The sequence below is a fragment of the Limnobacter sp. 130 genome (assembly GCF_902506325.1).
Classification (GTDB): domain Bacteria; phylum Pseudomonadota; class Gammaproteobacteria; order Burkholderiales; family Burkholderiaceae_B; genus Limnobacter.
Window position 1 is genome coordinate 803,510 of record NZ_LR732330.1, and the last position, 18,818, is coordinate 822,327.

The following is an 18,818-nucleotide window of genomic DNA, read 5'->3' on the forward strand; positions in this document are numbered from 1 at the left end:
CTAGTCGTTCAGGTCGGCTTGTTCAGGCAGTGTGAATGTAAAGCAGGCACCCTGCCCCAACTCACCCCTGGCGCTGATTTCACCACCATGACGTTCAATAATTCGTTTCACAATGGCCAGGCCCACTCCGGTGCCATCAAAATCTTTTCTGTGGTGCAAACGCTCAAACACATTGAACAGCTTGTCTGCGTATTTCATGTCGAAGCCCGCACCATTGTCCCGGACACTGAAGCTGTAAAAACGCCCCAGTTTCTCGCATTCAACGGTCACTTTGGGCTGTTCTGCCTTGCTGCTGAACTTCAAGGCGTTGTCGATCAAGTTCATCCACACCTGTTTTAGCAACACCGGGTCGGCGTAGACCACTGGCAGTTCGCACACTTCGACCACATTTTTGCGTTTGGCGTCGAGTTGATCCAGAATTTGATCGAGCAGTTGATGTTGATCAACCCGCACACGCGCAACATCGGTTCGCAACAAGCGAGAAAAGTCGAGCAGGCCATCGATCAAACCACCCATTTGGCGCGCATTGTTGCTGATTCGATCAAGCAATCCACGGGCATCTTCGGGCAGGCCTTCTGCGAAGTCTTCTTTCAAGATGCTGGAGAAACCGTCAATGGCACGCAATGGCGCGCGCAGGTCATGCGACACGGTGTAAGTGAACGCCTCCAGCTCGGAATTGCTGCGGGTAAGCTCAGCGGTTCGATCGTTGATTCGTTGTTCAAGCGTTCCGTTCAAGCCCTGCAAATCATCTTCAAAGACACGGCGCTCAACACACAGACCCAACAGTCGAATGGCGGTGAGCACACGCAACACATCATCATGGCCGGTGTTCTCGACACCTTTCTGGGCCACCATGATCCAGTACTCTGGCTGATTGGGCTCGACTGCTTTGCGCAAGGCAAACCACACCGAAGTAACTCCCAATTCACTGGCCCAATTGTCCTCGAAATAATGCTCGGGTTTCATTTTGGCGATCCACACCAAGCCGTGTTGATCGTGACCTTCCAGGGGCTCGCACAACTGTTCCGCATTGTCCCAAAATGCCTGCCCTTTCTCCAGCGGCATACGCAGGTCTGGGTGTGTACCGCGAACCCGCCAGTAGTTGTGCTCCGATTTGTCCCGAAAGCCCAGCACCACTTCGGCGTGCACGGTGAGGCAGTTTTTCAGGCCCCGTGCGTATGAAGCCGCCAGTTCAGGAATGGGTGCAGAAAGCAACACACCTTGCAACAGGGAACGCTGCAAGGAGAGCAATTGTTCATTCAGGCGTTTCTGCGTTCGATCGGAAGATACCCCCATGTAGCCCATAAAATCGCCTTTGGCGTTGTACAAGGGGCGACCGGTGGATTCGAAAATAATACGCTCTGCATCTTGGGGCCAGTATTCAAAACACACCCGGTCAAAGGGTTGGTGGCTGTCAAGCAGTTCTTTGAATGTGTCCCAGTTGTAGCGTGGATCGATGCACTTCAAACCTTCGACATCCCAACGAGCCAGGCCGTCGAATGGCAGCTTGAAGCCGCTACGAGAGTTGTTGTTTTGGTCCCTGCCCCGATAAATGATTCGCACAATGGTGTGGGAGGAGTTTTGATGCCAATACCAGTCACCTGACAATTCCATGAGGCGACGCAACTGGCTTTCAGATTGAACGGAAGACTGGATAATTTCCAGCAAGCCGGACATGAGCTTGTTGCCCATGAACCAGGCACCCAGTACACCCAGTGCCAGGGTGAGCAGAATGGTTAACTTCCAGTTGCCGGGATCGGGGGTGGTGGCCGCCATGTAAAAAGCAGCCAGGGTCAAAGGACCAACGCCAGTGAGGATGACTAAAATCAGGGAGCGATTGACCCTGGTGCGAGACTGCTCGAATGTTCTCGGTTTTCCCTGGGCTTTGGGATCTGCCATGTGTGCTTAGTGTTCGCGAAGCTTGGCTTTGAGGCGACTGACTGCCTGTGTGTGCAATTGGCACACACGGGATTCAGTGACTCCGAGCACAGCGGCGATTTCACGGAAGTTTAACTCTTGCTCATAATACAGTCCCATGAGCATTTTTTCACGTTCCGGCAGGTCTTCAATGGCTTGAATCAGATTTTCACGAAAACGTTGATCACCCAGCATTTCAAGCGGGTTGGCTTCTTCATCGCCACCAATTTGTCGGTCAAGGTAACCTTCGCCGTCGCCATCATCTGCGTAGTCGTCGTAGAACACCAGCGATGCGCCACGCGAATCAAACAGCATGTCCTGGTATTCATCCAGGCTAACGCCCATGACTTCGGCGATCTCTTTCTCATTGGCTGAACGCCCAAGCTTTTGCTCGGCTTTCAGGGTTGCAGTTTCAATTTTTCGTTGCGCCTGGCGCACGCCCCGGGGCATCCAGTCGGCCGCGCGCAATTCATCGAGCATGGAGCCACGAATTCGCTGGCTGGCATAGGTTTCAAACTGAGCGCCCTGACCTTCCTCAAAACGCGTAATGGCGTCCATCAGGCCAATCAGACCGGCCTGAATCAGGTCGTCGATTTGCACAGACGCCGGCAATTTGGCGATGAGGTGATGGGCCAACCTGCGAACCAACGGAATGTACTGGTCCACCTGCTTTGATTTGTCTAAAGTGCCCTGGGCTGTGTACATGGAGTCTGTGCTTCCTGTCTTGTTATTACGCCAGTGCGTGTTCGTCGAAAGAGCAAATGGCTCTTGCAATTCGGCGACCTGCCGCAATCATCTCCCGACCGACCTGGTTCAAGGCCTTGCCCGAGGGCAAAGCTGGCAAATGCCCCGCGTACTGCAGCGGATTGACCAGAAAGCTCGAAGTGCTTTCCAGCAAATTTGCAAACACGTGATCGGCTTCATCTGTGCTTCTTACACCCGCAACAATAACACGATGGTGAATATTTTCGTCTACCCCTTTGGAAGAACGAATGGCCTGAAAAGCACGCGTAACCGATCTTGCAGTGGGTTGTACGACCCAATACCAGTCGTCTTGCGGGGAAAACGCCTTGGCCAGTTCAACGGCCTCGTAGGGCAAAGTGGCATAAAAGCGATCGCAGCTCACGGGCATGCGGTGAAGCTTGCCCAGCAAAGCCACGGCTTGGGCCGGTTTTTTGGTCAGGGCTTCCAGGCCAATTCGGGCCACCACGAGATATTGGGATTGCGCAAGCTCGATGACCTGGTCTTCCAGATTCAGCTTGCCATTGAAAAATTCGATCAGATCGGGCCGACCATGGGGTGGCAGCAACTGGGGCAGCCCCGCAACCGAGCCATCAAACAACACCGCGGCACGTTCTTGCCTTGCCTGCTGCTCCAATACGAATCGGGCCAGGCAGGCCGCATAATCACTGGCCATGTCGCCGAGAATCGGATGAATGGTGGCGGCTTTGCGGCCCAACAGGTGTCGAAGTGTTTTAGCTTGATCCATGTGTTCTAGTTGACCATGAAACTTTAAATTCCAGTCGTAGAGACTTGGGCCATTTTCCATTTCAATTCTTCGCTCGAGGCTTGAAACGCCTGGCTGCTGCGCGCACGCATGGCGCGGTGCACCAACACGCGAGGATCAGCGGGGAACAAGTCTTCAGGTACGCGCTGGCCGGTGGCAATGTAATGCAAGGCCAGTTTGTGACGCATGACCACATCCAGCACACCACCGATTTTGATGGCTTCGTCGAGTTTGGACAAAATTGCGCCATTCAGACCAGTGCTCTTGTAATGACGAACAACGTCATCCAGGGTCTCTGGTTGGCTGGTGGCATTGAGTAGCAAAACGCGTTTTACATGGCTGTCGGTCAGAATTTTTGTTTGTTCTGCCACGCGTGAGTCACGCTGACCCATGCCCACGGTGTCGATCAAAATAAGGCGCTTGCGTTGCATGGTGTTGCGCAGTTGGGCAAGGTCTGAATGGGTTTGTGCGGTGTAAACCTGAACACCCAGAATTTTGCCGTAAATGCGCAGTTGATCCTGGGCACCAATCCGGTAGCTGTCGGTGGTAATCAAGCCCAGCGAATCGGCGCCGTACTTCACCACACAACGTGCAGCCAGCTTGGCTGTGGTGGTGGTTTTGCCCACGCCGGTGGGGCCAACCAAGGCGAAAGTACCGCCAGTTTCAACAATGTCTTTGTCGGCAGGCACCACGTTCAGGTTTTTCTTGATAACATTCATCACCCAGTCTTGCACCTGGCTATCAGTCAGGTCTGCAGGCAGTTTTTCAACCACGGTGCGTGCAAACAGGGGAGAGAATCCCGATTGGGTTAACTGGTTCCACAATTCGCCACGCTGGGGGTTCTTCTCCAGGGCATCGCGCCAGGTGATCATGGTCATTTGATCTTTCAGCAACTGGCGCATTTGCTTGATTTCTTCCAGCACTGCATTTTGCTCGTTGACCATGGCATCGCTGGCGGCTTGCGAGCGGCGTTTGGCCACATCGGAAATCATGTCCGGTGCAGGCATGGCACCTGGAATTTGATGGGTAACAGCAGGCGCACGGTTAATCAACACATCACGCTGCGCTGCCACTTGCTGCGCAATTTTCTCTGCAGGTGTGGGCTGACGCGTGGCTTCTTGCGCGGCAAATTGAGTGCGCTCAGTCTTGGTCCAGGACACAGGTGCTGAGGACGCCGCAGGCTTCTCGGTCACGGTGTCGAGGTCTTCCGAAGAAGCTGCCAGCACTTCCGTTCCCGCAGCTGTTTGCTTGGTGGACAGAATGATGGCGTCTTCACCCAGTTCAGCGCGCAGCTTTTGCAAGGCCTCTCTTGTGGTGGGGGCTGTGAATTTTTTCAGCTTCATGCTTTCGCTCCTACGACTTGCGCAACGCGGATAGTACGGTTTTCAGGAATTTCACTGTGCGACAACACCCGCAGATTGGGGGCTGCACGCTTTAACAATCGGGCCATGGACAAGCGCAGGGCATCAGGCACCAGCAACACAGGGCTTTGGCCCAACTGCTCTTGGCGCCCGGCTGCGTCGGCGGTTTGGCGAGCCAGGTTTTCAGCCAGGTTGGGGTCAATGCCCACTTGGTCTTGCCCGGCGGCTGAATGGGCATGTGTAATCATCTGTTCCAGCTTGGGTTCCATCACCAATACGTTCAAATCGTCGGTGGTGCCCGCAAGGGCTTGAACAATTGCGCGACCTAGCGAAACGCGCACAGCTGCGGTGAGTTCCAGCGGGTTTTTGGTGCGAACGCCGTTTTCAAGCAGGGTTTCAAAAATAGTGCGCAAGTCGCGAATGTGTACGCTTTCGTCCAGCAGGTTTTGAAGCACTTTCTGAATCACTGCAACGTCCAGCAATTTCGGTGTGAGATCTTCCACCACTTTCGAAGACGTTTTTGCGCAATGGTCCAGCAACTGTTGGGTTTCAGTGCGGCCCAACAGTTGGGCAGCCGATGTTTGCAAAATATGCGACAAGTGCGTGGCCACCACTGTGGAGGCATCCACCACGGTGTAACCGGCAGCGTTGGCTTTTTCTTTCTGATCGTCGGAAATCCACACGGCAGGCAAACCAAATGCGGGGTCGGTGGTTTGTGGACCGGGCAACTGCATGGTGACACGGCCTGGGTTGATGGCCAGGTGTTGGTTCGGGAACACTTCGCCCTCGCCCATGCACACGCCTTTCAACAAAATACGATACACCGAGGGACGCAGTTCAAGGTTGTCGCGCAAATGCACGGCCGGCGGCAGAAAACCGATTTCCTGCGCAAACTTTTTGCGAATGGCTTTGATTCGCTTGAGCAAATCGCCGTCTTGTTTGTTGTCCACCAGGGCGATCAGGCGATAACCCACTTCAAGTGCAATGGTGTCGATGGGTACCAGGTCGTCCCAAGTCGCTTCCTGGGCTTCCGTTGTAGCAGCCTTGATTTTGGCTTGGTCGTCGGTGGTTGCAACCACTTTTTGAACCACGCCTTTTTGCGCGAGATGATACGACAGGTATCCAAACCCGGCCGCCAGCAGCAAGAATGCAAAACTGGGCATGCCGGGAATAATACCCAACAGAGCCATAATGCCAGCGGTGATGCCCACGGCCTGTGGAGACTTGAGCAGTTGACTGGCCAATTGGGTGCCAATGTCTTGGCCCTGCCCTACGCGGGCAACCACCAAACCGGCTGCAATCGAAATAACGAGTGCGGGAACCTGAGCAACCAGGCCGTCGCCAATCGCGAGCAATACATAATTGCTGCCAGCGTCGGCGAAGGTCATGTCGTGTTGTGCAACACCTACCGCAAAACCACCAATGATGTTGATGATCAAAATCATGATACCGGCCATGGCGTCGCCACGAACGAATTTGCTGGCACCGTCCATGGAACCAAAAAACTCTGCCTCTTGGCTGACTTCAGCGCGGCGCTTGCGGGCCTCGTCTTCTGCAATCAAACCAGCATTCAAGTCGGCATCAATCGCCATTTGTTTGCCGGGCATGGCATCCAGGGTAAAACGGGCAGACACTTCAGCAATACGGCCAGCACCCTTGGTGATTACCACGAAGTTGATCAACATCAGGATTACAAACACGACAATACCCACAGCCAGGTTGCCGCCAACCAGAAAGTGGCCGAAAGCCTCAATCACCTTGCCGGCAGCATCGGGGCCTTCATGGCCGTGCATGAGCACCACGCGCGTTGATGCCACGTTCAGACTCAGGCGCAGCAATGTGGTCACCAACAGGATGGTGGGGAAGGCTGCAAAATCAAGGGGACGGGTGGTGTAAAGCGCTGCGACCAGCACCATGAGGCTGAGCGCAATGTTGAAAGTAAAAAACAGATCGAGGGCGAAAGGCGGTACGGGCAAAATCATCATGACCAGGATCATGATGATGAAGATTGGCGCGCCCAGGGTTTTAACCTTGTCGCCAGTCAAGCTTGCCTTTATAAAGTCCAGTGAGAATGCGGTGGTGGCCACAATTCCGCCCATCAAGTTGTTAACGGTTCAATTATGGAAAACTTTAGCTTTTCTCAACGGAGGAATTGAAGGCGATTTACCGCCTTATTGTGGATTGGGTTCCGATTTCTCGACCGCTCGTTAACTGCCCGATCGGCTTGGGTTCCGATTTCTCGACCGCTCGTTAACTGCCCTCTCGGCGCGAATTTCAATCTCTCGCCTGAAAACCTGTATTTCCCTTTTTGAAATTCACCCTGACTCACCTCGCTCGGCAAAAGGGCGGGCCGAGTCTCGGTGCCGCCCGTTGGCCGGCCGTGGCGTGTGAATTCAAACGGGCAGGTTTTCTTGAAGGCGAAGCGATCGAAACACCGCCGCCGATTGGGCTTTTGAGCCAGCGGCGAGATGCGCGGTGATGGAGAGACTCTGGCGCCGGTGACTTAGAGCTGAACTTGCAAGTGGACGCGCACGGTAGGTTTAAGCCAACTCGGCAGTGGGATTGCTTGGGACGCACTTCAAGAAAACCGCCCCGTTTGAATTCACACGCCACGGTCGGCCATAGGCCGGCACCGAGACTCGGCCCGCCTTTTTGCCGAGCGAGGTGAGTCAGGGGGAATTTCAAAAAGGGATTAAGCGGTTTTCAGTGCGAAACAAGTAACCCACACCGAGGTGGCAAGAAACCTCTGCGGTGATCATCAAGCCGCCGGTCCGGGATCCATGCCCTCCGGAATATCCGCTTCTCCCGGCACTTCCACCATGTGGCCTTTGCCTTCCGCAAGCGCATACACATACGCCAGCAACTTGGCCACCGCCGTGTACAAAGCACCCGGAATTTCCTGCTCAAGTTCTACATTGGAATACAAAGCACGGGCCAATGGGGGAGCCTCAACCATGGGCACCTTGTTCTCTTTGGCCACTTCACGAATTTTCAAGGCCAGCGGGCCAATGCCTTTGGCCACCACCCGCGGCGCACCTTTGCCATCCTTGTCGTACTTCAAGGCAACTGAATAGTGCGTCGGGTTGGTCACGATCACGTCCGCATTCGGAACAGAAGCCATCATTCGGCGGCGTGCTGCTTCGCGCTGCATGCTCTTGATTTTGCCTTTCAGGTGCGGGTCACCGTCCGACTCTTTGGACTCGCGCTTGAGTTCTTCCATGTTCATGCGCAAACCCTTGTAGTAACGCCACAACTGGTAAGGCACGTCGATTGAAACAATGAGTAAAAATGCAATCGCAAGGATCAATGCGTCCTTGATGGTGATTCGCGCGGTCTCCGCCATGCCATGCTCAAGCGGCATGGCTGAAAGCTGGGTGAACTCACCCAAATCCTGCATCAACAACAAGTAACCCACGCCACCCAACACCACGGTTTTTAGAATGGCTTTCACCAACTCCGCCAACCCGTTCACTGAAAAAATGTTTTTCAAGCCTTTGATGGGGTTCAGTTTAGAAAGCTTGGGTTCAAGCGGTTTGGTCGACCAGTTAAAGCCACCCACTGCAACATTGGATGCAATCGCAGCCACTACCACCACGAGAAAAAGGGGAACAAGAATAAACAGGCTTTCCTGCAACATGGACACCCATTTCAAGCCCATGTGTTTGGTATCAAATGCCTGGGCACGGTCTAGAACCAATCCCTGGCGCATCAACTTTTCACTTTGGCTGACCAACTCGCCACCCATGGTGTAAAGCAAACCGACACCCGCGAGCAGCACAACGCCCCCGCCCAGTTCTTTGGAACGGGGAAGGTTGCCCTCTTCCCGCGCTTTACGGATCTTCTGTTCCGACGCGGGTAAGTCTTTTTCCTGATCGGTTTCTTCTGCCAAAGCAGCACCTGAAGTGTTGGAATGTTCTTATTATGAAAAGGATACGCGCAATTCAAAACCCCGATTTGAGCGGGTAACATGGGATTCTTCTGGATTCAAGACCAAACACATGCATTACGACCCCCGCGAGGCGCTAGAGCGCATCGACAACGACACCGACCTTCTGGCCATGCTGATCAAGGTATTCATCAAGGAATGCCCGAATTACATTGGAAAACTGCAAACCGCATGCGACAGGCAAGACCTGAGCGCTTTGGGCGATGCGGCACACAATGTGAAGGGCGCAAGTGCTGCCATCGGTTTTGAAGACTGCCGAAGCCTGGCAGAGGAACTTGAAGTGACCTGCCGACAGTCGGGTGTTAAGAGTATTTCGCACTTCGAGAACAGCACTGCGAGGTTGATCGAGATATTGAACACCTGCGAAACACCCCTGAACGACTGGGCAAAAAAAAACCGCGCCTAAGCGCGGTGAGAAACGGACCCCTATCCGTTTTTTTAATACTGATCCTTAGTCTTTGATCAACAGCTCAGGGCTGAAGCCCAAACGCAGACCACCCCAGTGGCGACCATTGATTTCAATGGGCAAAGACAAATCATTGAGAACCTCGCCGGTATCGCGACGATAAGTTTGCAGCAACCAGGGCGACAGGTTTTGCGCAGCACGCAAGCCAACTGGGTCGCTGAACATGCGTTTGTCGCGACTTTCAACCAAATCGGTTTTCAGGTCCCCCGTCAAGGGGCGCGAGTATTTGCTGTTGTGGGTTGGCGCATAACCCTTTCTATCCACACACAGAGAGAACACGGAGCCAGGCACATTGGCCACCAATTGATCGTACGCACTCTGCAATTCACGCTCTACAGCCCTGTCGTAACGGGTACTGTACTTTTGCGGGTTCGAGTTGGGCACTGGCTTGTAGGCTTCATCGAAAATGTCATGTCCGTTGTCCAGCGCTTGAATCAGAATGTTTTTGCACTGTTCACGCACCAGAACGGCCTGCTCGATAATTTGCTCGTAAGCCCCTTTGCCAATTTTGAATCGAGCCACCAGCTCCTTGATTCGGTCTGTGGCTGAAGCCAGTTCAGAGCTTGATTTTTCAGATTCGCTGGTTTGATTGATGACAGACTGGGCGGTTTCACGTATTTCAGAGGCCTTGCCCGACACTTCCATATTGATTTGCTTGACCGACTGCACCTGCTGGGTGACATCGTTGATCTGCGTGCTCATTTCTTCAAAACTGTGCACCATGCCAGAGAACTTGGCCGATGAATTGCTAACCGTTTCCTGGCCTTTCAAAATGCTTTGATTGATTTCCCGGGTTTCTTGCTGAGTTTCGCCAACAAGTCGAAGCATGGAAGAAATATTGCCACGAATTTCACCTGTGGCAGACTTTACGCGCTCGGCCAGGCCACGCACTTCGTCCGCAACCACCGCAAATCCGCGACCTTGTTCACCAGCACGAGCTGCTTCAATTGCAGCATTCAGGGCGAGCAAATTGGTTTGATCTGAAATGTCATTGATCAACTTGACGATATTCTCGATGCCCTTGCCGGTTTCTGCCAGTTTTTCAACCGTATGTCCAAAGCTGTTCAAACTTCCCGAGGCTGAGTTCATTTCATCGGCCACAGTCAGCAATTCGCGGTACGAGGAGTTGACTGTTTCCAGATGTTCCTCCGTGGCACGCGACAAATAACTGGCACTGTTGGCCACGTTTTCCATCGCACTGGAGGCCATGTCGGCCGCCTGAAAAATTTCGGAAGTAATATTGCCTTGTTTGTCAGCCGTGCGGCTGGCATCTTTCAAGCTGCCAGACACGCGCACTGATTCCATGGACACTTGTGCTGTCATTCGGCGAATCTCGTGAATCAGGTCACGCAAACGCGCCATGAAGGCATTGTAGTTCTCGGCCAAACCGCGCAGTTCATCTTCAGTGACCGTGGGTAAATTCACCGACAAGTCACCTTCGCCGTTTGCAAGTTGGTCCATGCGCTCGCTCAGCAAATGCACAGGGCGCACAATCAAGTGGCGCAGGTACACAAATGCACCTGCGCAGGCCAACAAGGTAAACCCAAGGGCTCCACTAAGAATGAGGCGGAAATCACTGATTTGTTCTGGGGCAAGTTTGTCCATGGCCCAGCTGTAAATCACCAGGTATCCGATTAAAACAACAGCGGATATGCCGGCCACGTTACCAAACAATTTTCGACTGAGCGTGTAGAAAAAACCTTTCTCAATCGAGCGATACAGTGAACTCATAAGGTCAACTCCTTGCCCCCCGCTTGGTCTGCGAGGTGTGTGTGTAAATGTCATTGGCAACTTGCGCCGATGTATTAATTATCGAAGCAAAACGAGTCAACCATATGGGTTAGGAAACATGGAAAACCGTGCTAGTTCAAGTTACAGTTTGCCCTCAATCAACTCTCGAAGTTCAAGCACCAGAACCAGCAAACCCTCACCGGACAATGTCGCCCCGGCAACACCTTTGGGCTTGACGCCGTCCAGTGGTTTGATCATGACTTCGTCCTGACCTACCAGGGAATCAACCGCGAGAATGCAAGACTTGTTTCCACTGATGGTCAACACACCCACTTTGGGCGTGGGCGCACTTTCGCGACCAATCAAAGTGGCCAGATCGAGCAATGGAATGACTTCTCCGCGAACCACCATGGTGGGCTTGCCGCCTACGTATTGCACTTTGTCTTCTTCGATCGGAATAATTTCCCGAACACAAGACAAAGGCAGTGAATAGATTTGCTCTTCAAGCTTCAACATCAACACGGGCAAAATTGCCAAAGTCAGTGGCAGCAAAATGGTGATGGTGGAGCCCTGTCCGGGTTCGGATTGAATTTCAATGCGACCATTGAGGCGTTGAATATTGGTTTTCACCACATCCATGCCAACACCACGGCCTGAAATATCCGAGATTTGATCTTTGGTTGAGAACCCGGGCAAGAAGATCAGTTGCAGGCTTTCCTGCACACTCAACTGCCCTGCTTCTTCGGCACTGATCAAACCTTTTTCAACCGCTTTTTCGCGAATGATTTCAGGACGCATGCCGCGGCCGTCGTCCTGAATTTCAATCACGATGTGATCACCAGTTTGACGGGCAGAAAGATTCACAATCCCTTTCGGGTTTTTGCCGTATGCGGTACGGTCTGCAATGGTTTCAATGCCATGGTCAACAGCATTGCGCACCAAGTGAATCAAGGGGTCGTTCAACTCTTCGAGAATGGACTTGTCCACCTCGGTTTCTGCGCCTTCAATCACCAGCTCTACGTCTTTGCCCAACTGTCGTGAAACATCACGGGCCAGGCGACTGTACTTCTGGAACACGCGACCCACAGGTTGCATGCGCGCTTTCATCACGGCCGACTGCAAATCAGAAACCAGCATGTCGAGTTGCCCGACAACCGTGTCAAGCGACTTGATCAACTCATCACTGCTGGCACCCGAGGCGAAGGCCTGGAACAAACAGTTCAAGCGGTTTTTGGTCAATCCGATTTCACCGCTGAGGTTCAGGATTTGATCAAAACGCGCTGTGTCCACGCGAATGGTATTTTCTTTTTGTACGGCCGCTGCAGGCTGCGCGGCTTTGGCTTTCGGTGCAGGTGCTTTGGGGCGCACTGCGGCAGCGGCCTGCCTGGCAATTGCCTCGGTGGCCATGTCACTGCTCAGTGCTGCCTGTTCAAGTTCGCGTGGTGGTACACCCACCACCGCCTCGTACAAGCCCGCCCAATCTAGATCATCCTCGGAAATTTCCGCGAGATCATTGAGTGTTTTGTTAGGATTTACCGCAGGCGCCGCCGTGGCAACTTCTACAACAGGGGCCGCGGCAGCTGCCACAGTGCGTCCTTCAATTGCAGCAACCAAGGCGTCCAGCAATTCTTGAGGTGCTGCACCGGGCTGATGGCCGTTGCGCATTTCACCAAACATGCGGTGCACCTCGCCAGTGGCTGCCATGATGGAGTCCATCATTTCAGCATCCAGCACCAGTTTTTTGGAACGCAATAAATCGAACAGGTTTTCTGTTTTGTGACACAACTCAACCAAGTGCGTGGCTTCCAGAAAACCGGCCCCACCCTTGATGGTGTGGAAGCCGCGGAACACGGTGGCCAACAGGTCGGCGTCTTCTGGGCTTTGCTCCAGTTCGACCAGTTTGCTGTCCACGTCTTCCAACAAGTCGCCTGCCTCGGTCAAGAAGTCCTGTAGCAGTTCGACATCACTGAATGCGCTCATTTATTTTCTCCCACGTCAGCCCGGCTGTTGTTTGTTGTTAGAAGCCGAGGCTTTCCAGCAGGTCATCGACCTGACTTTGATTGCTGCACACATCGGCACGACCTTCTGCATTGATGGCCGGACCATTGAGGAATGTTTCTTCAACCTGCTTGCGCTGGTCGGGTGGTGTGGTGTCGAGCAACAACTGAACCAGCTGTTCTTCAAGACCTTGCGCCATATTGCCAATGCGGTTGACCACCTGGCCTGTCAGGTCATGGAAGTCTTGCGCCATCATGATGTCGGTCAGGTGACCACCCAGTTGCCCGCTGCACTGGCTAATCTCTTTGATGAATTCGCGGTTTTCGCGGGCATGCGACTTGAACTCTTCCAGACTCATCTCGTTGTTGTAGAGGCGATCCCATTGCTTGTCGAGCTCGGCGGCGCGGGCAGACACATCGTCATTCAGTTTTTGCGACGCCTCGACTGCGGCCAGCACCTTCTCGGCGGCTTTGCCTGTCAGGTCAGCAATGTAATTCAAGCGGGCGCGCGCATCAGGCAAGGCATTGACTGCATGTTCAACGCTTTTGTCGTAGCCCAGTTCGCGCAGCGCGTCGTGCAAGTTGCGGGTGAGCGAACCCACACGGCGAAACACATCGTGAGGTTCTTCGTCAGCGGCAGCGAAACTCGCCTGGGCCTGAACTTTGATGTCAGTACTCACGGCCGCCTGGGGTTCTGCTGATGGCTCACCATCCCACACACGTTGTTCTGCAATCTCATCAAACAACGCTTCCAAATCGTCGTTATCACCACTTTTCAGATTATCTGGGCTCATCGTTGCGACCTCTCCATTTCTGATTCTTCGTAATTAGACAGACATCTTCGCGACGATCTTGCCCAGCTTTTCTTCAAGGGTTGCCTTGGTAAACGGCTTGACAATGTAGCCATTCGCACCCATTTGGGCGGCGGTGACAATGTCCTCTTTCTTGGCTTCGGCAGTCACCAGCAAAACCGGTAAATGCTTGAGTTCTGCATCGGCACGAATGTTTTGCAGCAACTCAAAGCCGTTCATATTGGGCATGTTCAAATCGCTGACAACGAAGTTGAAGTTGCCGGCTTTCAGTTTGGCCAAAGCCACTGCACCGTCTTCCGCTTCATCGGCATTGTTGTAGCCAATTTCCTTGAGCAGGTTGCGAACAATTCGACGCATGGTCGAGAAGTCGTCAACAATCAGGATTCTTAAATCTTCGGGGTTCATGCTTGCTCCTTACGCTGGGTGAAGCATTGAGGTAACCATCTGTGCCAGCTCTTCAGGGTGGAACTTGCCTACATAGGCATCCACGCCGACTTGCTGGCCCAACTTCTTGTTTGCGACAGACGACAATGAGGAGTGCATCACCACAGGGATTCCCTTGAAGCGAACATCTTCCTTGATGTGACGTGTCAACACATAGCCGTCCATTTCAGGCATTTCGGCATCCACGAGGATGAGAGAAACCACATCGCGAATGTCTTTGTTTTCTTGCTCGGCACGACTGGCAATATTGCGCAGCTTTTCCCAGGCCTCGCGACCATTGATGGCGCTTTGGTAAGGCAGGTGGAGCTTTTCGAGCACTTCAGTAATTTTCTTGCGTGCCATGTTCGAGTCATCGGCAAAGAACACAGGGTAAGGATGATCCGGGCGCATGCTGTCCATGTTGGGCACATCGCCTTCGCCGATCACTTCGCCCAGAATTTGCTCAACGTCCAGAATCGACACCAGCTTGCCATCGGGCAATTCGGTCAGTGCGGTGATCATGGCGCTTTGCGATTGACCAATGCTTTGAGGAGACTTCACCTGCTCCCAATCCACCCGCACAATCCGGTCCACGTCTTGCACCAAAAAGGCTTGAGTGTGGGATGAAAATTCAGTGATGATCAGCTTGGTTCGGGTTGAACCATTGTCCATGCGCAAACATTGCGCCAGGTCAATCACAGGCAAGATACTGCCGCGCAGCGAAATGATGCCTTCCACGCCAGCTGGCATGTTGGGGGTTCGCGTGATCGGCAAGGTTTCGCACACTTCGCGCACCTTGAACACGTTGATACCGAACACCTCGGTAGAGCCCAGGGAGAACAGCAACAACTCCATTTTGTTGGAGCCTGCCAGTCTTGCCTTCTCGTCAATCATGTTCATCAAGCGATAATCGTTTTGCATCATATTGCTCCTGACAAATAGTCTGTTTCTTTCAATTCGTACTGGTTCCGTTCTTTGGAAACGGTAAACCTTCAACTTTGGGTACGGGCGGTAGCTCGATCAGACCAGGGTCTTGACCCTCGTCCAGATTGGCCAACGCTCGCACGGCTTCTTCTGCGCGTTTGTTCATGACAACAATCGCAATTCTTCTGTTCACTGCCGCGTAGGGGTCTTTCTCATTCAGCGACACTGAAGAAGCCAATCCCACTACACGCAACATTTTGTTGTCCGGCATACCGGCCATCGTCATTTCGCGACGACTGGCGTTGGCCCGGTCTGCAGAAAGCTCCCAATTGCTGTAACCCTTGTTGCCAAGGGCATAAGGCGTTGCGTCGGTGTGGCCTGACAAGGTCAGCTTGTTGGGCACCTGGTTCAACAACTTGGTCAAACTTCTCAAAATGTCTTTCATGTAATCTTTCAACACTGCACTGCCCGAATCAAACATGGGGCGGTTTCGCTCATCCACAATCTGAATTCTCAAACCTTCAGGTGTAATGTCGAGCATGATTTGATTTTTAAACTGTTTCATCAAATCTGATGCGTCGATTAGGCCCTCTATTTCCCCCTTTAATTCCAGCAAGCGCTTGGCCTCTGCCTTTTCAAAGGCTTCGCTCGACGCCGTGGAGGTGGAGGCATTCGTTGCTTTGTCGGCACTTCCACTTTTAATTTGCCCAACAGAGCGCGACAAATCGGTACCCCCCGCATCTATTACACTTGTGGCAGTGCCTGAGCCGGGACCCCCAACCAGTGCCACCTTCAAGGGTGATTTGAAGTATTCTGAAATGCCTTTGAGATCACCTTCCGAGGTCGAACCCAGCAGCCACATCAGCAGGAAAAAGGCCATCATCGCGGTTACGAAGTCGGCATACGCAATCTTCCAGGCGCCGCCATGGTGACCATGGCCTCCCTTCTTGATCTTCTTGACTACGATGATTGGACGTTCTTCGTCAGACTTCGCCATGATGCTTATTTGCCCTTGGTGCTCTTCACGTGCTCTTCCAGTTCAATGAAAGTTGGGCGCTCGGTGGAATAAAGAACCTTCCGGCCAAACTCCACAGCCAGCGCAGGCGAGTAACCATTCAAACTTGCCAGCAAGGTGGTTTTCACGCATTCGAAGGGCTTGGATGATTCAGCAATTTTGTGATTGATAATGCTGGCCAGCGGGCCCACAAAACCGTACGCCAACAAAATACCCAGGAAGGTACCCACCAGCGCCGCCGCAATCATTACACCCAATTCAGCATTGCTCACCTGCCCCACTGAGCCCATGACGTGCACCACACCCATGACCGCCGCCACGATACCGAATGCAGGCAAACCGTCGGCCATTTGCTGTACGGCAGATTGAGGGGTGTGCGCTTCCTGGTGGTGAGTTTCAAGCTCGCCATCCATCAGGTTTTCAATTTCCATGGGGTTCAGGTTGCCACTCACCATCAGGCGAAGGTAATCAGTCAGGAATTCAACAATGTGGTGATCTGCCAGCACCTCGGGGTATTTCTGAAACAAGGGGCTTTGTTCGGGCTCTTCTACATCGCCTTCAATCGACATCAAGCCTTCTTTGCGTACCTTGGTCAGGATTTCATACATCAACGCCATCAAGGACATGTAAAAAGCCTTGGTGATTGCACTGGGTTTGAATGCGCCGCCAATGGCCTTGCCAGTTGCCTTCAGAATGCTGGGGGTGTTGCTGACAATCATCGCGCCAATGGCACCGCCACCGATAATCAGAACTTCAACTGGCTGCCACAGGGTTACCAAGTGCCCCCCCATGAAGGCAAAGCCGCCTAACACGGAGAAAATCACGATCACGAATCCGATTGCTACTAACATTGGCTGAGGTTCTCTGTCGATGAATGGTTTTTCTGTATAGGTATTGTCGGCAGAATTTGTAAAATCTTTTGTCCGAATAAAGTGGCTTTTACTGGCGATTTCAAAGCATGGTCAAGATTTCACAATCCTTGGTGATAGCCATTTTGGAGGGGGGTTAAACAAAAATGACCAGCAACATTGGCTGGTCATTCGAAGAATTAGAAACCCCCACTGCAGACCCGGAAGAGACAGAGGGTGGGAGGATGCAACCGGACCTTTTGGTGCAGCGGGGGTAAACGAAAAAGCCCTTCTCCCTTGGGCTTTGCAAACTCAGGCTTCGATACTGGCTTCTTCGTTGAAGAAACGGTCGGCTGCTGACTGGCGGGTTTTTCCAGCACGTGAAGGCATGTGGCACAGGCCGCACACATAGTCATTCACGAGCTCATAAGTGTGTACTACAAAACGGCCTTCGCAGTCTTTGCACTCGGTAGTGGTCAACATACCTGCATCGAAAAATTTGATCAGGCGCCACGCACGTGTCAGCGAAAGTACTTCGGGCAAACCCAATTGAGTAATTTGCTCCAGGTACATTCTATAGGCTTTGATGATTGCTTCGATGTCTTCAATATCCGTGCTCTTGATGAGCGTTTGATAGATATTGACGAACAGCGAGGAATGAATGTTGGGCTGCCAGGTCATGAACCAGTCGGTTGAAAATGGCAGCATGCCTTTGGGGGGCGACTTGTGCTTGAGTTCTTTGTAAAGCTTCAGCAAGCGTTCGCGGGACAACTGCGTTTCAGATTCGAGAACTTGCAAACGCGCATCAAGGCGAATCAGCTCGGTGGCCAATTGGATTTGTGCTGCTTCGTCGATGATTGATTTAACTTTAGCCATGATTTTTTTGACCCCTGTCTGATGTCAATTGTGGATGCCTGAGTTTTTGTTGTTACATCCTGAATACGTGCTTTGTTATTGATTAGGCCGTTGCGTTGACCGCTTTGCCGGACATGATGATTGCTGCATGCATGCCAGAAACGCTGCGGTCTTTGGTGTGACTGGTCAACAAGTTCCACACCACTTCGTCATCAAAACGGAAGCGACACATCAACATATTGCTTGAGGCAATGCGCAACACCTGAGCGGTGGTCAACTGGTCGATCAATTCCGCCACTTCGTCGGAAATGCCCAAACGGAAGGTTGCTTCGGCGCGGTCTTCGCGAATCAGTTGCTGAGCCAGCAACAAATAAGACAGGTTGGTTTCGCGAATTTCATCTAACAGACGTGTACTTTTCATTTTGAACATCCTCCAATTCAATCTCTGTTGTACTGCATCCTCAATTTGTGCTGCTTTATTGATCGCAGCGACAATTCCCTCATACGTATCTTCGGCTTCTAGCCCGATTACCTGAATCATCCAACTTCCAAACATTGAGTCACCGAGCTGGAATTCGAGATGTAGGGAACTGCCTTACATGATCACAATGTCGCTCAATAGGCTCAAAGGAAGAATCACAGTTTGGGGGGATCCCCCCATTCGATTGACCCCCACTTCGTGCTGCCCCTTGTGGTGGGCCCCCCGATTGTTAAGTGCTTGTAGAGGTTAACGGACACCTTTGCAAAAAACTTGAGGGAAAAGGATGATTGTTTTGCAGCAAAAAATGTCTCATTACGACAACTGAGCAGCGAACTTAAGGGCACCAAAACAATATTTTTTATTTGCACGGGAAAGCCTAAAGTTTCATTTCCAGGCATCGATAACAGGTCATAAGGCGGCGCACAAGATGACGCAGCCAACTTGAAATCAACAAATTGCTTGGAGAAATATCATGCTAGGAATCAACACCAACGTAGCCTCACTGACCGCCCAAAAGAACCTGTCTGGTTCAGGC

The 18,818-nt window shown here is 52.5% G+C and carries 16 protein-coding genes; 1 reads left to right on the forward strand and 15 read right to left on the reverse strand.

Annotated elements, in window-relative coordinates:
* The 6 genes from FRIGORI9N_RS12755 to flhB all read right to left on the reverse strand — a co-directional run bounded on the left by FRIGORI9N_RS12755 (position 1) and on the right by flhB (position 8,674).
* Positions 1-1,899 (reverse strand): ATP-binding protein, encoded by a 1,899-nt coding sequence (locus tag FRIGORI9N_RS12755; RefSeq protein WP_159571695.1) that lies wholly within the window; start codon positions 1,897-1,899, stop codon positions 1-3.
* A 6-nt stretch (positions 1,900-1,905) separates the two neighbouring features.
* Positions 1,906-2,622, reverse strand: a complete 717-nt coding sequence (locus FRIGORI9N_RS12760) for an RNA polymerase sigma factor FliA (protein WP_159571698.1) — start codon at positions 2,620-2,622, stop codon at positions 1,906-1,908.
* Positions 2,623-2,647: 25 nt separating this feature from the next.
* Positions 2,648-3,466, reverse strand: coding sequence for a hypothetical protein (locus FRIGORI9N_RS12765; protein WP_159571701.1), 819 nt, complete (start codon positions 3,464-3,466; stop codon positions 2,648-2,650).
* Positions 3,430-4,767, reverse strand: coding sequence for a flagellar biosynthesis protein FlhF (flhF, locus tag FRIGORI9N_RS12770; protein ID WP_159571704.1), 1,338 nt, complete (start codon positions 4,765-4,767; stop codon positions 3,430-3,432). Before flhF ends, FRIGORI9N_RS12765 begins: the two co-directional genes overlap by 37 nt.
* A complete protein-coding gene (gene flhA, locus FRIGORI9N_RS12775) occupies positions 4,764-6,884 on the reverse strand; it encodes a flagellar biosynthesis protein FlhA (RefSeq protein WP_159571707.1) in 2,121 nt (706 codons plus the stop codon). Before flhA ends, flhF begins: the two co-directional genes overlap by 4 nt.
* Positions 6,885-7,543: 659 nt before the next feature.
* The gene (gene flhB, locus FRIGORI9N_RS12780) at positions 7,544-8,674 is read right to left on the reverse strand and encodes a flagellar biosynthesis protein FlhB (RefSeq protein ID WP_159571710.1); all 1,131 of its coding nucleotides are present in this window, start codon (positions 8,672-8,674) and stop codon (positions 7,544-7,546) included.
* A gap of 109 nt (positions 8,675-8,783) precedes the next feature.
* Here flhB and FRIGORI9N_RS12785 point away from each other — a divergent pair, with 109 nt between their 5' ends.
* Complete coding sequence (locus tag FRIGORI9N_RS12785; RefSeq protein WP_159571713.1) at positions 8,784-9,137, forward strand: Hpt domain-containing protein; 354 nt, start codon at positions 8,784-8,786, stop codon at positions 9,135-9,137.
* Between the two features lie 45 nt (positions 9,138-9,182).
* On the opposite strand, the gene FRIGORI9N_RS12790 is transcribed toward FRIGORI9N_RS12785, so the two are convergent.
* From FRIGORI9N_RS12790 to flhD, 9 genes are all read right to left on the reverse strand, one after another.
* On the reverse strand, positions 9,183-10,928 hold the full coding sequence (locus FRIGORI9N_RS12790; protein WP_159571716.1) for a methyl-accepting chemotaxis protein: 1,746 nt from the start codon (positions 10,926-10,928) through the stop codon (positions 9,183-9,185).
* Positions 10,929-11,069: 141 nt separating this feature from the next.
* On the reverse strand, positions 11,070-12,908 hold the full coding sequence (locus FRIGORI9N_RS12795; protein ID WP_159571719.1) for a chemotaxis protein CheA: 1,839 nt from the start codon (positions 12,906-12,908) through the stop codon (positions 11,070-11,072).
* 37 nt (positions 12,909-12,945) lie between these two features.
* Complete coding sequence (locus tag FRIGORI9N_RS12800; RefSeq protein ID WP_159571722.1) at positions 12,946-13,719, reverse strand: protein phosphatase CheZ; 774 nt, start codon at positions 13,717-13,719, stop codon at positions 12,946-12,948.
* A gap of 33 nt (positions 13,720-13,752) precedes the next feature.
* Positions 13,753-14,142, reverse strand: a complete 390-nt coding sequence (cheY, locus tag FRIGORI9N_RS12805) for a chemotaxis response regulator CheY (RefSeq protein ID WP_105028596.1) — start codon at positions 14,140-14,142, stop codon at positions 13,753-13,755.
* A gap of 9 nt (positions 14,143-14,151) precedes the next feature.
* Positions 14,152-15,084, reverse strand: coding sequence for a chemotaxis protein (locus FRIGORI9N_RS12810; protein WP_138519284.1), 933 nt, complete (start codon positions 15,082-15,084; stop codon positions 14,152-14,154).
* Between the two features lie 28 nt (positions 15,085-15,112).
* Positions 15,113-16,081 (reverse strand): flagellar motor protein MotB, encoded by a 969-nt coding sequence (gene motB, locus FRIGORI9N_RS12815; protein ID WP_159571725.1) that lies wholly within the window; start codon positions 16,079-16,081, stop codon positions 15,113-15,115.
* A gap of 5 nt (positions 16,082-16,086) precedes the next feature.
* Entirely contained in the window at positions 16,087-16,950 is an 864-nt protein-coding gene (motA, locus tag FRIGORI9N_RS12820; protein WP_159571728.1) for a flagellar motor stator protein MotA, read from the reverse strand.
* A gap of 309 nt (positions 16,951-17,259) precedes the next feature.
* On the reverse strand, positions 17,260-17,823 hold the full coding sequence (gene flhC / locus FRIGORI9N_RS12825; protein WP_159571731.1) for a flagellar transcriptional regulator FlhC: 564 nt from the start codon (positions 17,821-17,823) through the stop codon (positions 17,260-17,262).
* An 82-nt stretch (positions 17,824-17,905) separates the two neighbouring features.
* Complete coding sequence (gene flhD, locus FRIGORI9N_RS12830) at positions 17,906-18,223, reverse strand: flagellar transcriptional regulator FlhD (protein WP_159571734.1); 318 nt, start codon at positions 18,221-18,223, stop codon at positions 17,906-17,908.
* Positions 18,224-18,818 lie beyond the last annotated feature (595 nt).

Bases quoted from the DNA above. Each gene is read 5' to 3' on its own strand.
- motB (WP_159571725.1), bottom strand. From the start codon at position 16,081: ATGGCGAAGTCTGACGAAGAACGTCCAATCATCGTAGTCAAGAAGATC.
- FRIGORI9N_RS12790 (WP_159571716.1), bottom strand. From the start codon at position 10,928: ATGAGTTCACTGTATCGCTCGATTGAGAAAGGTTTTTTCTACACGCTC.
- FRIGORI9N_RS12765 (WP_159571701.1), bottom strand. From the start codon at position 3,466: ATGGAAAATGGCCCAAGTCTCTACGACTGGAATTTAAAGTTTCATGGT.
- flhF (WP_159571704.1), bottom strand. From the start codon at position 4,767: ATGAAGCTGAAAAAATTCACAGCCCCCACCACAAGAGAGGCCTTGCAA.
- flhC (WP_159571731.1), bottom strand. From the start codon at position 17,823: ATGGCTAAAGTTAAATCAATCATCGACGAAGCAGCACAAATCCAATTG.
- flhD (WP_159571734.1), bottom strand. From the start codon at position 18,223: ATGAAAAGTACACGTCTGTTAGATGAAATTCGCGAAACCAACCTGTCT.
- FRIGORI9N_RS12755 (WP_159571695.1), bottom strand. From the start codon at position 1,899: ATGGCAGATCCCAAAGCCCAGGGAAAACCGAGAACATTCGAGCAGTCT.
- FRIGORI9N_RS12800 (WP_159571722.1), bottom strand. From the start codon at position 13,719: ATGAGCCCAGATAATCTGAAAAGTGGTGATAACGACGATTTGGAAGCG.
- cheY (WP_105028596.1), bottom strand. From the start codon at position 14,142: ATGAACCCCGAAGATTTAAGAATCCTGATTGTTGACGACTTCTCGACC.
- FRIGORI9N_RS12810 (WP_138519284.1), bottom strand. From the start codon at position 15,084: ATGATGCAAAACGATTATCGCTTGATGAACATGATTGACGAGAAGGCA.
- FRIGORI9N_RS12785 (WP_159571713.1), top strand. From the start codon at position 8,784: ATGCATTACGACCCCCGCGAGGCGCTAGAGCGCATCGACAACGACACC.
- FRIGORI9N_RS12795 (WP_159571719.1), bottom strand. From the start codon at position 12,908: ATGAGCGCATTCAGTGATGTCGAACTGCTACAGGACTTCTTGACCGAG.
- motA (WP_159571728.1), bottom strand. From the start codon at position 16,950: ATGTTAGTAGCAATCGGATTCGTGATCGTGATTTTCTCCGTGTTAGGC.
- flhA (WP_159571707.1), bottom strand. From the start codon at position 6,884: ATGGGCGGAATTGTGGCCACCACCGCATTCTCACTGGACTTTATAAAG.
- FRIGORI9N_RS12760 (WP_159571698.1), bottom strand. From the start codon at position 2,622: ATGTACACAGCCCAGGGCACTTTAGACAAATCAAAGCAGGTGGACCAG.